This window comes from Providencia heimbachae ATCC 35613 (assembly GCF_001655055.1).
In the GTDB taxonomy this organism is placed as follows: Bacteria; Pseudomonadota; Gammaproteobacteria; order Enterobacterales; family Enterobacteriaceae; genus Providencia; species Providencia heimbachae.
Window position 1 is genome coordinate 1 of record NZ_LXEW01000012.1, and the last position, 11,931, is coordinate 11,931.

The following is an 11,931-nucleotide window of genomic DNA, read 5'->3' on the forward strand; positions in this document are numbered from 1 at the left end:
TGACTTGAAGTATGACGAGTATAATTATAGTGTAGGGTAATCTGTATACCCCTCTGCCCCCCCACCATAGAAACTTTCTGGGCGCTGAGGGTTAAGTGCTGCTTTTTGCTTCAAACGTGCAACAAGATCTGGATTCGCAATATAATCTCGGCCAAAAGCTACCGCGTCGATCAGCCCCTTATTAATTAAGTCCTCTGCTTTTTCTGGGGTATAAGCACCTGCGCCTATAATCACACCAGAAAAACGTGCACGCACTTTGTGACGAAAATCTTCATTATATGGCTGACCACCTGCCCAGTCTGGTTCGGAAAGATGTAAGTAACCTATACTTCGTTTAGCCAGTTGTTCAATTAAATACAGAGCATCTGATTCTTCATTTGGGCCATTATCCATATTTTGGAATGAGCCTATCGGTGAAAGACGAATACCAATTCGTTCTGGTGCCCACTCTTTACACACCGCATCAATAACTTCTAGCACTATACGTGCTCGATTTTCAACACTACCTCCGTAAATATCTGTTCGATGATTGGATGAAGGAGATAGGAATTCATGCAATAAATAGCCATGAGCGCCGTGAAGCTCGACCATGTCAAATCCAGCTTCACGTGAATTAGCAACCGCTTGGCGAAAGTCATCAACGATTCCAGAAATTTCTTCCAGCATCAACGCTCTTGGTGTTGAGGTATCTACACGAATTGCATGACCATTTTCATCTCGTAATGAAGTACGGGTTCCTGAGTTTTGGGCTGATGGTGCAACTGGCGCTAAACCATCCGGTTGTAAGCTATTATGTGAAATTCGCCCTGTATGCCAAAGTTGTACAGCGATGCGCCCATTTTTTGCATGAACCCCATCAGTAATTTTCTTCCATGCCGCAATTTGCTCCGGATCATGAATACCCGGTGCGCCGGCATACCCTTTCGCTTGAGCTGTAATTTGCGTTGCTTCAGCAATAATTAGCCCTGCCGTTGCACGTTGCTGGTAATACTCACCCATAAGAGGCGTTGGAATATCACCAGGCTCAATACTGCGCATACGGGTAAGAGGAGCCATAAATATACGATTCGGTACAGTTAGTGCACCAACTTTAAGAGGGGTAAATAATTTTTGTTCTGACATATCGGCTCCTTAATAGACCGGTCAACTAGTAACGTATGAAATAAAAATGCCTAAAGATAATTAGGCACTGAAATAATCGTTTTGATATGCGCCATTGCATTTTCTAAAGGCGCAGTACTTCGCGAGATTTTCGCTTGTAAATTAGCACCTAACCACAAAGAATAGAGAACTTGGGAATTGGTCACTGCCTCGCCAGAAAAAGTCAGGGTTTTTTCTTCACGCCCTTTTTCTAAAGCTTCCGCAAGTAATTTAATAATCGCCCTCACACCTTTATCCATGGCCTTATTCATATCTTCAGAAAGATCGCATACCTCAGCCGATAATTTTACCGTCAAGCACCCACTAACTAGCTCATTTAAAGGGGATTGCTTAAGCATTCTGCTATGGTAGCTCAAAATTCGATCTCGATAATTACCTTCACCACTTTCAAAGTAAATAGATAACTGCTGGTGATAGGCAGCATAGTAACGCTCCAGCATCGCCACACCAAATGCTTCTTTTGATCGAAAATAATGGTAGAACGAACCTTTCGGTACTTCGGCTGTTTTGAGTAGCTGGCTAAGTCCCATACCTATAAAACCACTGTGTAAACAAAGGCGTTCACCAGTCGCTAACAAGTATTCTCGGGTATCATATTCCGTATTTTTGTTCATTGTCGTCACTGTAATAGACCAATCGGTCCAATGCAAGTTCCACTTTTGGCAGTCTGTGCTAAAGGCCCTTCTATAAAAATAGCCAATTAAATAACTGATTGATTTATAGAAAAAAGCCTCGAATAAAACGTCCGAGGCCTTAAAATATTATTTAAACATTCTTTCTTTCGATTGTTTCTTCACCCCAAAACAACCTATCTGCTTTAGTTTTCGAAAATGCCAAAGTAAGCACTTCATCAGAGCCTTCTTCCCAAACTTTTTCAGCTAGCACTTCATCATTATTCGCTAATTCAAAAATAGCCTGAGCAATCTCTATCGAAGTATCCCTGACCTTTGCCCATTCGGCAATATGATGTGAGTCTTTCATTCTTATCTCCTAAACATGATGCTGACTATTAAATAATAGCATGCCGACGTTTTTTGATACTGTGAATCATTTATCTATGTAATAAGAATTAATACTAAAATATTGCTGCCTACTTTCCAACATAGATAAATCACACAAAATTACAGGCTATAGCTTACTCAACATGTCAGTCAAAAGCCCATTCTGTACTCGTTTTTTTACAAATCAACTGGAGGTTTTATTTTCTTGTTCTTTGACTTCAGATAACGCAATTTCCTTCATCCAATCAGCAAGTAATGGCTTTGTCTTGATTGAATCTAGCAAAGCACGCTCTTGTTTGGTTAATCTGATCACAATCACTTCTGTTTTCATATTAGACATACCGATATTCTCCTATTAAAAAGAGAATATTGACACAAAATGCTAATGGAACAGTCTGACTTACCATTTTTTACAAAAAATAAGGTAAGAATCAACATCAATACCATTTTAATTGGATCCTTACTTTCGGTTTCCATTTAAATCTAGTTATCGATTAAAAATAATACTATTTCAGCTATAACAATGTCGATTAGATCTAGGTCGTAATAAGATTTATTAGGGCAAAAAGATAATAAAAGCATATTCAAAAAATATTGCCACTTGCTATTTAGCAACTGATAACAAACATTGAATATGCCTTTATAATGTAAACAGTATGTAGAATTGAACGTTACCTATAATCAATAAAATAGTGCTTTCGTGGTACTGCTTTTTCTCAATTTTATTTTTTCATCCTTCGAACCCAGTGTTAAAATAAAATCACATTTGTATGGTATATATTGATCATTATAATCACATTTAGAATCCACCTGCAGTATAGTCTGCCCTAGCGCTTTAATATCCATAAAGTGATCAAATGCCTTGTTCATATTTTTGCCATAGGTAATTTTGGTTTCAGAAATAACATCATTCCCTTTGTAATATTTTATTGTGGTGGGCAATTTAAATTCATTATATTTATTTTCACCAAATTTTTCTTTCGTATCGGCAAGTATTGAGCCAGTGATAAGCCCTTCTTTATTGTATTGATAGATCAGCTCACCATTAGAGTCTTTTCTTGATAAGATTTGACAGTCGTGACCAATAGATATCTCAACCGGCCCATTCGCATCCACACCAATTAACTTATTTTTGATTCTTTCAATAAAGAGGTAGTTATGCACACCATTCAGATACTCATCTTTTTTTTGATTTAGCTTAAAACTATCGATGCAACCATCACGCCCAACTTTTAGTTCTGACTCATAATTGATAGACTTATCTTCATTATAAACCACTGATTTAATTTCTTTAATATTACCTTTAACTGGGTTGAAATCGTATAGCTGACCCATGTTGAATACAACCGGGTTATATTCTTGTTTTTGATATGCCAATGATTCAAAAGATATAAAAAAAATTAATGGCGTAATTGGCAATACATATTTATTACTCATTTATTTTCATGCCCCTAACCTACTAATAGTATAGAATTTATTCTTTATTATACTCATTCGTTGTTAATGTTATCAGTTTTATACAACCAAATACACCTAAGAAAATTTGCCTAGTGAGGAAAGTATCAACATGTAAATTGTAACATGATATTTTTTAGTGTTAAGAGAAAGCTAAGACCTTGTAGGTGTAGCCTTATGTAATTGAAGAATAACTATTAATATCCATCTATACAATATGTTAACCCTTTCAATGAACTTTTTATTAAGTTTTTTAATGGTATCCAAAAACTATTTGGAAGCATTTTAATTTTCAGTTAAGCAAAGATAAGTTATGACAAGGAAATATCCATCATTCCCTTAGCGGGTAATCCATAATAAAGAAAGAGTCGTTAAAAAATCACATGGCTTAACTTCTATTTTCACATTATCAGTCCACTCTTCAATATATCTCCGAGTGCCAAACTAATTATTGCATAGATTATTTACCTCGATATCTAACAATAGTAACCAAAGTTAGCGAACAAAAAAATCACATAACCAATTGATAAAAAAATGAATTTACTAGATATTTTTACGAAAAATCTAGGTATAATAGATGCAATTTATAAATTTAAACGCTAAAAGCGAGTAGGCAATGTAATGAAAAACATAGTAATAAGTATCAAAAACGACAATGAGTCAAGACGAAATCATGTAATAAATGAATTCAAAAAAAGTAATGTGGATTTCGAATTTTTTGACGCTATAACACCAGAACAAATAACAAATACTGAGCGTGAAACCGGTATCAATTTATCTGATTCACAACTTTCACCTGGAGGAAAGGGTTGTTTACTAAGCCATATAAAAATATGGAAAATGGCTATTGAAAATAAAAATGAATATATTGCTATATTTGAAGATGATATTTATTTGAGTCCATCTTCATCTATTTTCTTATCTAATTCAAAATGGATCCCATCAGATATAGATATAGTTAAACTTGAAAAATATAGTAAATATTTCTCTCGATATAATTGTAAAAAAACAAGAACATTAGATAATCGAGTATTATATGAAGTAAAAAAATGTAATCTAGGCACTGCAGGTTATATTATAAATATAGAGACTGCAAAAAAAATATTAAATCGTTTATCATCAAAAAAAAACATACTAGCTATTGATATAGAACTATTCACTCCAACTTTAAATAATGATATCAATTGTTTCATGATAGAACCTGCAATATGTATTCAAGATTTCATATTCAACAATAGCAAAGCCACCTCATTTCCTAGTTTTATCATGCCCAAAAAAAATTCAATGAATACTAAAAAAACTTTTTTAACGAAGATTAAAAAAGAAATATCACGATTATCTCCTTTATCCGCAATAAAAAAACATGTACTATCAAAAAAAAGCACATATCGATAATTTCAATAAACACAATTTATAACAGCGATCACTTTCAGGGCGCTGTTATAAATTGGCTGATATCTTTTCTATACTTTCATACGGAAATTCTACCGATAATAAAGCAGCTGAATTTTTCTTCATCATTCGACATAATGCCATCGTATTTATCTCCTTAACCTATTAAAAAGCTCACTCGAAAGTAGGCTTTATGATTGATTACGTCAGTTAACATAAGAATATTACTGGTCTAATTTGAGATAAGTCAAATATGTATTAGAGTGAAAAGTCAACTAAGAGGACGCTAGTGATGAAAATTTATACTTACCCTAAATCTAGATCTATTCGTGTAACATGGACTGCTGAATTACTTGGATTAGAATACAAATGCATCTTTTTCGATGTGATGAATAAAAATGAAAACAATCCAAGCATTACAATGAAAGTTCCTGCTTTTGTCGATGGTAATTTAGTGCTTTTTGAATCTTCAGCTATTTGCACTTATTTATCAGAAAAGTATGGCAGCAACCTTTTATCTCCAATTGATATCGATGAAAAAGCAATAGTGAATCAATGGCTTGCTTTTATCATTAGCGAACTTGAATCACCACTATGGACCATCTTAAAGCATTCAATGTTTCTTCCTGAATCAAAGAAAGTTGTTGATATAATCCCTATAGCTAAAGAAGATTACCTTTCATCAATTGAGGTTCTTTCCTCTGCATTAGACGGAAATACATACATCGCGAATAATAAATTTTCTATCGCTGATATTTTTCTTTTCCAAACAACTCAATGGGCATTGAATTTAGGGTTCAAAGCACCTCAAAACGTTATTAACCACTATGATAATCTAAAATCGAGCTCTGCCTACCTAAAAGCAGTTGCTAAGGAAAACGAAGCCATGAAAGGTGGCGCTGATAGTTAATTGATGTGATATAGAACTATACTTTTTTATTCCGAAAATTTGTTATAAAAAAGTATTAGTCCAATGATGGTCATTTAACTTAACTAAAGAGATTTACTTTAATGATGAAATTTGTAGATAAATACGTCAATGAAGACAAAAATAATAATCCAATTATCTTTAATACAAAAAAGCATATAATTATCATCGGTACTATATGTTTTTGGGTTGTATTGATATTTAGCTCTTTCGTAACTATAAAATGGCCTGAACTATCTGTAGTTCTATTACTTTCTGCCTTTCCTTTTATATATATAGCAATGAGTTACATTAAAATAGAAAAACCATCAAGTTTCTGGACGTTGTTTTTTTATCAAGCACTGCCCCCCATTTTTATGGTGGTAATAGCATTAATCAAAGAATGTCTTAAATAGCTTATTTGTTTCCTAGCAAGTCAGTTATTAGTGTAAACACTCCGTCCTAATGCAAAATTAACTCTAATATCATTCGAGTTAATTTTGCAATTCTGTTTCTGAGTAACCAATAATTTCGGATAGCGGAGTCAGTAGGTCTAGCGGTTGCTCCATCATCCAAGCTTGAGGTGGTAACGCTTTCAGCTTTTTACAGCTGGCTCTGATGTACACCTGCTCAGGATTGCGCTCAGCAGCAATACGCAACTTATCAATTTCAATCTTTGCACTGGCTAGTTCCTGAATATGTTTAGTATCGAGTTGACGAAGGGTTTGAACACGCTCTTGGTAATCTTCATTGATTTTGACTTGCTCTGTCAGTAGTTTGGCATTCTTGGTATTTAATTCACCTATTCTCTCGTGTTGCTTCCACATTCCCCATATAGCGACCCACACAGCGATAAATAACAAGGCTCTGACTTTATTCATGGCGGTTACCATATAGATGATTAAAAATTAACTTGCCGACCTTTATAGTGATCGATGGCTTTCTGGCAGCGTTTTTCTAAACTGACTTTATCAATGCCACATGTGTTGTCTGTCAGGCGAAAAGCGCCGAAAACAATCATTGATATCGCAAATAACATCAATAAAACGACGGCAACTGAAGGTTTCCATGACATACCCGATGGATCGTATGGTTTTATTTCAACGGATAGGCGCTGCAATGTTTCTTATGACTTTCCTGCATATATCAAAATTGAAATTCAACCTACAGTCGTACAGCAACAAAGGAGTAAGCAGTAGTGTTTAGTCTATTTCTGATGATATGCAGTGCGGCCAACTGTCAATTTGAGCCTTACGGCTATATCTATCCTGACGAGTTGAATTGCTTGATCGATAAAGAATTACTGACAGATAAAGGTCAAGTCGCTGAATGCTACCCTGTTGAGGCGATTATCCGGGCCAATAATTGATTAAGCGTAATCAGTTTTATATTTCACTTTTAACTAGCATGGTGTTTTCTCAACGACCAAATGAATTAACACCATGCAATTACAACCTTGGGTACCCGGGGAACAACTATTAACTGACTTTGATATTAAGTTAGGCCGGTTGCCAGCCAGTGTAAAAAGCAAAAGAGGAAGCCGTAAAGAAATTTCCGTATTTAGATTTTAATTTTACGTTTCACGATCTAAAAGCAAAAGGAATATCTGATCTCGATGGGACGCTTAGTGAAAAGCAAAATATCTCTGGCCATAAAACACCATCACAGACGGCAAGGTATGATAGAAAAATTTCTATTGTCCCGACCGTAGGTGGACAGAAAAAAATAAACGAAATGATAAAAATATAGTGAAAGAATATAGTGAAACGTTATTTTAGATGCAAAAAAGCCACCCGAAGGTGGCTTTTTCTTTACTCTAACTTGTTGATTACTCAATCAAGTTTTATTTGGTGCCCAGGGCGGGACTTGAACCCGCACAGCCTAAAGGCCGAGGGATTTTAAATCCCTTGTGTCTACCGATTTCACCACCTGGGCTAAATTTTTGGAGGCGCGTCCCGGAGTCGAACCGAGCTACACGGATTTGCAATCCGGTGCATAACCGCTTTGCTAACGCGCCTTATTCCTTTAATCTCTTGCGAGATTGGAGCGGGAAACGAGACTCGAACTCGCGACCCCGACCTTGGCAAGGTCGTGCTCTACCAACTGAGCTATTCCCGCTTAAAGCTTTCGCTTTTCACTTCAGTTTCAAACTGGCTGATTTGCTTATTTATTTTCGCAAACCTTAGTTGCCGTTCGATGCGTTGCATTCTACTGATTTCACATTTCGAGTCAACACAATTATTGAAATAATTGAATCGTTCGCTGTTTTTTCAATCATTTCGATCAAGCTTCGCTCAAATCACCCCATGCAGCCTTCAAATATTGGAACATTGACCAGAAAGTTAAGATAGCGGCAACATACATTAATGCAATTGAAAGATTCTCGATTAATGGATTTGGGCGCCATAATAAACCAACAAGCGACATCATTTGCGCTGTTGTTTTAAATTTGCCTATCCACGAAACAGACACACTGCTACGTTTACCAATTTCTGCCATCCATTCTCTTAAAGAAGAAATGATAATTTCACGGGCAATCATCGTTGCAGCAGGTAATGTGATATACCAAACATCATAGCTTTCGGTGACTAACACCAATGCAGTGGCCACCATCACCTTATCTGCAACAGGATCTAAAAATGCACCAAACTTTGTGGTTTGCTTCCATAGTCGTGCTAAAAACCCATCAAACCAGTCAGTTACCGCAGCAATAACAAAGAGTAATGCACATGCGAAAGGCCCCCAACTAACAGGAAGGTAAAAAGCCAGTACAAAAAAGGGTATCAGGATGACACGAAATAATGTCAGCCACGTCGGTATATTTAATTTCATCTCGCTCACTAACTTTTTGACTAGGTTGGATATTATTAGTATGTTGCCCTAAGACACCTACTGTTTCAATGCATTATAAATCTTTTCTGCCAGCGCGTATGAGATCGAGGGCACTTTTGCGATTTCTTCTATACTTGCATTCCGCAAAGGTTGTAACCCGCCCATATATTTCAATAACATCTGACGACGTTTTGGGCCTACCCCTTCAATTGATTCTAACGCACTGGTATTTTTTACTTTAGCACGACGTTGACGATGCCCTGTAATTGCATGGTTGTGAGACTCATCACGAATATGCTGAATCATATGTAAAGCAGGAGAATCCGGCGGTAATGCAAAACCTTCCCCTTCCGGCTTTAAAAATAAGGTTTCAAGGCCTGCACGACGATCACTACCTTTAGCAACCCCTATCAATAACGGGTGTTCTTTATTCCAATCAACTTCTAGTGACTTAAATACATCTGTTGCTTGCCCTAACTGCCCCTTGCCGCCATCAATAAAAATAATATCAGGCACTTTACTTTCATCTATGTGCTTACCATAGCGACGCGTTAAAACTTGGTGCATTGCAGCATAGTCATCACCAGGAGTGATCCCACTTATATTATAGCGCCTATATTCAGATTTTACGGGACCATTTTTATCAAATACAACACAAGAAGCGACTGTTTGCTCTCCCATTGTGTGCGATATATCAAAACATTCCATACGTGATATGGAATCCAGATGAACTATTTTCGCTAATGAGGCTATGCGTTGATGTATCGTTGATTGCTGAGCAATTTTCGTTGTTAATGCAATAGACGCATTTGTTCGTGCTAATTTTAAGTAACGAGCTCTGGTGCCTCGAGGCTGAGTTTGAATATTTACTTTGCGTCCAGCGAGCTCCGAAAGCGATCCCGCGAGTAACTCTTTTTCAGTTAAGGCAAAATCAATCAGAATTTCACCCGGTAAAGTTCGACTCTCACTACCTTGTAAGTAAAATTGGCCTAGAAACGTTTGAACAACTTCTTCAAGCAAAGTCCCTGCCGGTATTTTGGGATAATAGCTGCGACTGCCCAGTACTTTACCTTGGCGAATAAATAATACATGTACGCAAGCAAGGCCTGATTCGAATGCAACACCGATAACATCAAGGTCATCGCTACCACCTGATACATATTGTTCTTCTGTAACGGCTCTAACCGCTTGTATTTGATCACGAAAACGAGCCGCCTCTTCAAATCGGAGATCTTGACTTGCTTTTTCCATTCGTGCAATTAAGCCTGTTAGAACTTGCTTATCTTTACCCGTTAAAAACAAGCGAACATAATTAACTTGCTGCTCATATTCTTCATCCGTCACTAAACCTTTTACACAAGGTCCTAAACAGCGACCAATTTGATATTGCAGGCAAGGTCTGGAACGGTTGCGATACACACTATCCTCACATTGGCGAATAGGAAATAATTTTTGCATCAATGCCAATGTTTCTCGCACCGCATAAGAGCTTGGGAAAGGTCCAAAATATTCACCTTTCGCATGTTTAGCCCCTCTATGCATCGATAGGCGAGGGTGAGTTTCTTTGCTTAAAAAGATATAAGGATAAGATTTATCATCACGTAACAACACGTTATAACGTGGTTGATATAATTTTATGTAATTGTGCTCAAGCAATAATGCTTCTGTTTCGGTATGAGTTACAGTGACATCAATAGAGGCAATATGCTTAACAAGCTGCTCCGTCTTACGGCTACCCACATTTTCACGAAAATAGCTGGATAACCGTTTTTTAAGATCTTTTGCTTTTCCGACATAAATAACGATTCCGCCAGCGTCATACATTCGATAGACGCCGGGCTGGTTAGTCACTGTTTTTAGGAAAGCTTTTGGTTCGAACTGTTCTGCCACCCTGATAAACCCTGTTTTGCTGTGATTAAACCATAGCTGATTGCTATATGCGTTAATTCTACATCACTACAGATATTAAGTTTACCAAACATTCTATATCGATAGGTATTTACCGTTTTTGGACTAAGAGTCAGTGATTGAGCAACTTGCTTAATTGGCACACCTTGAGTGATCATAAGCATGATTTCAAGTTCTCTTGCTGATAACAATTCATACAAATCATGCTGGCTATTGTGAGCCTGTCTTTGTAAAGCAATATCTTGAGCGATATCCGGTGAGATAATTCGACGACGTGCATTGACTATTTGGATTGCTTCGATTAAATCTTCTTCATTAATATTAATACTTAATATACCAAAAATTCCAATATCGAGCGCTTTAAGGACAAATGAATAATTACTTCGTATATTATATATTATAATTCCAACTTCAGGTTGCGTTCGTCTCAATATTTGTATTAGCCGTAATGAGTCAAATTGACAACACTCACCACTAATTAAAATAATATTCGCTCGCTGTTGCCTATTCCAAGCAATCGCCGTCTCAATCAGTGGAAATGACGCGACAACCTTACAACGTGAGTTTTGCTTAAATACCGATTCAAATCCACGAACCGTAATATTATTATCGTCAATGACGATTATATTTATATGCATATCTATATGATTAATAAATCGTTTATTGTTATTTAAAAGTCAGAAAACAACACATGGACACACTGATGGACACAATAGTGTTCCATGCAATTAGGATAAAGTTTAATAGAGAACCGCTTTTTACTGCGACTAACCAGAGGTAGGCCATCAAATGTAATTAACAATACTCCTTGATCTTTCCCTATAGAATGCTGTATATAATAACAGTTATATTTCACTGTATATAAAACCAGTTACTTTAATCTACGAAGGAGTGTTTATGGTTACCGTCAAGATCCGCTTTAATAGCAATAAAAAAGGCCAATTGCCTACTGGTACATTCGACGCATTGAAAAAAGAGATAGCAAAAAGGTTAAGCGCCAAATATCCCGATCTAAATATCGATATAAACTGGAGTACTCAAGATAATGTGTCTATTGATGGTCTTGGGAAGAATGAAAAAAAAACTTATATTGAAGAAACGCTAGAAGAAATATTTAACGAGGGTGACTGGCTTCCTGAAACCGAAGAAGCCGAAGTGGAATATTTTGATAAGTGATCAATCTGCGCCAACTACTCGAGCTGGCGCGTGATTTTTATTGTTGCTCTGTCTGTTCCGCAGCTTCCTGCTCTGCCCTTTCCTCTTCCTCAGCAAGAT

General features: G+C 36.6%; 15 protein-coding genes, 3 tRNA genes and 1 pseudogene. 7 read left to right on the top strand and 12 right to left on the bottom strand.

All coding sequences use genetic code 11. From position 1 onward, the window contains the following. Positions 1-24: 24 nt before the first annotated feature. The 5 genes from M998_RS03160 to M998_RS03180 all read right to left on the bottom strand — a co-directional run bounded on the left by M998_RS03160 (position 25) and on the right by M998_RS03180 (position 3,599). Entirely contained in the window at positions 25-1,122 is a 1,098-nt protein-coding gene (locus M998_RS03160; RefSeq protein WP_068907478.1) for an alkene reductase, read from the bottom strand. 50 nt (positions 1,123-1,172) lie between these two features. Continuing rightward, on the bottom strand, positions 1,173-1,775 hold the full coding sequence (locus M998_RS03165; RefSeq protein ID WP_068907480.1) for a TetR/AcrR family transcriptional regulator: 603 nt from the start codon (positions 1,773-1,775) through the stop codon (positions 1,173-1,175). A 151-nt stretch (positions 1,776-1,926) separates the two neighbouring features. After that, positions 1,927-2,142, bottom strand: a complete 216-nt coding sequence (locus tag M998_RS03170) for a YccJ family protein (protein ID WP_068442859.1) — start codon at positions 2,140-2,142, stop codon at positions 1,927-1,929. A 204-nt stretch (positions 2,143-2,346) separates the two neighbouring features. Further along, complete coding sequence (locus M998_RS03175) at positions 2,347-2,502, bottom strand: MbeCy (RefSeq protein ID WP_068907482.1); 156 nt, start codon at positions 2,500-2,502, stop codon at positions 2,347-2,349. A 341-nt stretch (positions 2,503-2,843) separates the two neighbouring features. Beyond that, positions 2,844-3,599: a YnfC family lipoprotein gene (locus tag M998_RS03180; protein WP_068907484.1), complete on the bottom strand. Its 756-nt coding sequence runs from the start codon at positions 3,597-3,599 to the stop codon at positions 2,844-2,846. Positions 3,600-4,238: 639 nt separating this feature from the next. Here M998_RS03180 and M998_RS03185 point away from each other — a divergent pair. After that, complete coding sequence (locus tag M998_RS03185) at positions 4,239-5,012, top strand: glycosyltransferase family 25 protein (RefSeq protein ID WP_068907485.1); 774 nt, start codon at positions 4,239-4,241, stop codon at positions 5,010-5,012. Between the two features lie 289 nt (positions 5,013-5,301). Continuing rightward, complete coding sequence (locus tag M998_RS03190) at positions 5,302-5,919, top strand: glutathione S-transferase family protein (RefSeq protein WP_068907487.1); 618 nt, start codon at positions 5,302-5,304, stop codon at positions 5,917-5,919. A gap of 491 nt (positions 5,920-6,410) precedes the next feature. Here the strand turns inward: M998_RS03190 and rz1 are convergent, their stop codons facing one another. Beyond that, positions 6,411-6,797, bottom strand: a complete 387-nt coding sequence (rz1, locus tag M998_RS03200) for a lysis system o-spanin lipoprotein Rz1 (RefSeq protein WP_232007508.1) — start codon at positions 6,795-6,797, stop codon at positions 6,411-6,413. A gap of 54 nt (positions 6,798-6,851) precedes the next feature. Here rz1 and M998_RS19190 point away from each other — a divergent pair, with 54 nt between their 5' ends. The 4 genes and pseudogenes from M998_RS19190 to M998_RS19775 all read left to right on the top strand — a co-directional run. After that, the gene (locus tag M998_RS19190) at positions 6,852-7,115 is read left to right on the top strand and encodes a hypothetical protein (RefSeq protein WP_074379418.1); all 264 of its coding nucleotides are present in this window, start codon (positions 6,852-6,854) and stop codon (positions 7,113-7,115) included. After that, positions 7,115-7,285, top strand: a complete 171-nt coding sequence (locus M998_RS20010) for a hypothetical protein (RefSeq protein WP_169817206.1) — start codon at positions 7,115-7,117, stop codon at positions 7,283-7,285. Before M998_RS19190 ends, M998_RS20010 begins: the two co-directional genes overlap by 1 nt. 73 nt (positions 7,286-7,358) lie before the next feature. Then, a complete protein-coding gene (locus M998_RS19885) occupies positions 7,359-7,487 on the top strand; it encodes a hypothetical protein (protein ID WP_282550408.1) in 129 nt (42 codons plus the stop codon). Next, positions 7,441-7,665, top strand: a pseudogene (locus tag M998_RS19775) (integrase); the annotation flags it as partial. The gene M998_RS19885 and the pseudogene M998_RS19775, both read left to right, overlap by 47 nt. 99 nt (positions 7,666-7,764) lie before the next feature. Here the strand turns inward: M998_RS19775 and M998_RS03210 are convergent. The 6 genes from M998_RS03210 to M998_RS03235 all read right to left on the bottom strand — a co-directional run bounded on the left by M998_RS03210 (position 7,765) and on the right by M998_RS03235 (position 11,294). Beyond that, positions 7,765-7,851 (bottom strand) — tRNA-Leu (locus tag M998_RS03210). 8 nt (positions 7,852-7,859) lie between these two features. Further along, positions 7,860-7,933 (bottom strand) — tRNA-Cys (locus M998_RS03215). A 25-nt stretch (positions 7,934-7,958) separates the two neighbouring features. Further along, positions 7,959-8,034, bottom strand: a tRNA-Gly gene (locus M998_RS03220). Positions 8,035-8,199: 165 nt separating this feature from the next. Then, the gene (gene pgsA / locus M998_RS03225) at positions 8,200-8,748 is read right to left on the bottom strand and encodes a CDP-diacylglycerol--glycerol-3-phosphate 3-phosphatidyltransferase (protein ID WP_068442837.1); all 549 of its coding nucleotides are present in this window, start codon (positions 8,746-8,748) and stop codon (positions 8,200-8,202) included. Between the two features lie 57 nt (positions 8,749-8,805). Next, entirely contained in the window at positions 8,806-10,638 is a 1,833-nt protein-coding gene (gene uvrC / locus M998_RS03230) for an excinuclease ABC subunit UvrC (protein WP_068907492.1), read from the bottom strand. Continuing rightward, on the bottom strand, positions 10,605-11,294 hold the full coding sequence (locus M998_RS03235) for a LuxR C-terminal-related transcriptional regulator (protein WP_068907494.1): 690 nt from the start codon (positions 11,292-11,294) through the stop codon (positions 10,605-10,607). The genes uvrC and M998_RS03235 overlap by 34 nt, the downstream gene beginning before the upstream one ends. A gap of 259 nt (positions 11,295-11,553) precedes the next feature. On the opposite strand from M998_RS03235, the gene M998_RS03240 reads away from it, so the two are divergent. Next, the gene (locus M998_RS03240; protein WP_068907496.1) at positions 11,554-11,832 is read left to right on the top strand and encodes a DinI-like family protein; all 279 of its coding nucleotides are present in this window, start codon (positions 11,554-11,556) and stop codon (positions 11,830-11,832) included. The last annotated feature ends 99 nt before the right edge of the window (positions 11,833-11,931 follow it).

Bases quoted from the DNA above. Each gene is read 5' to 3' on its own strand.
- M998_RS03160 (WP_068907478.1), bottom strand. From the start codon at position 1,122: ATGTCAGAACAAAAATTATTTACCCCTCTTAAAGTTGGTGCACTAACT.
- M998_RS03165 (WP_068907480.1), bottom strand. From the start codon at position 1,775: ATGAACAAAAATACGGAATATGATACCCGAGAATACTTGTTAGCGACT.
- M998_RS03170 (WP_068442859.1), bottom strand. From the start codon at position 2,142: ATGAAAGACTCACATCATATTGCCGAATGGGCAAAGGTCAGGGATACT.
- M998_RS03175 (WP_068907482.1), bottom strand. From the start codon at position 2,502: ATGTCTAATATGAAAACAGAAGTGATTGTGATCAGATTAACCAAACAA.
- M998_RS03180 (WP_068907484.1), bottom strand. From the start codon at position 3,599: ATGAGTAATAAATATGTATTGCCAATTACGCCATTAATTTTTTTTATA.
- M998_RS03185 (WP_068907485.1), top strand. From the start codon at position 4,239: ATGAAAAACATAGTAATAAGTATCAAAAACGACAATGAGTCAAGACGA.
- M998_RS03190 (WP_068907487.1), top strand. From the start codon at position 5,302: ATGAAAATTTATACTTACCCTAAATCTAGATCTATTCGTGTAACATGG.
- rz1 (WP_232007508.1), bottom strand. From the start codon at position 6,797: ATGAATAAAGTCAGAGCCTTGTTATTTATCGCTGTGTGGGTCGCTATA.
- M998_RS19190 (WP_074379418.1), top strand. From the start codon at position 6,852: ATGGCTTTCTGGCAGCGTTTTTCTAAACTGACTTTATCAATGCCACAT.
- M998_RS19885 (WP_282550408.1), top strand. From the start codon at position 7,359: ATGCAATTACAACCTTGGGTACCCGGGGAACAACTATTAACTGACTTT.
- pgsA (WP_068442837.1), bottom strand. From the start codon at position 8,748: ATGAAATTAAATATACCGACGTGGCTGACATTATTTCGTGTCATCCTG.
- M998_RS03235 (WP_068907494.1), bottom strand. From the start codon at position 11,294: ATGCATATAAATATAATCGTCATTGACGATAATAATATTACGGTTCGT.
- M998_RS03240 (WP_068907496.1), top strand. From the start codon at position 11,554: ATGGTTACCGTCAAGATCCGCTTTAATAGCAATAAAAAAGGCCAATTG.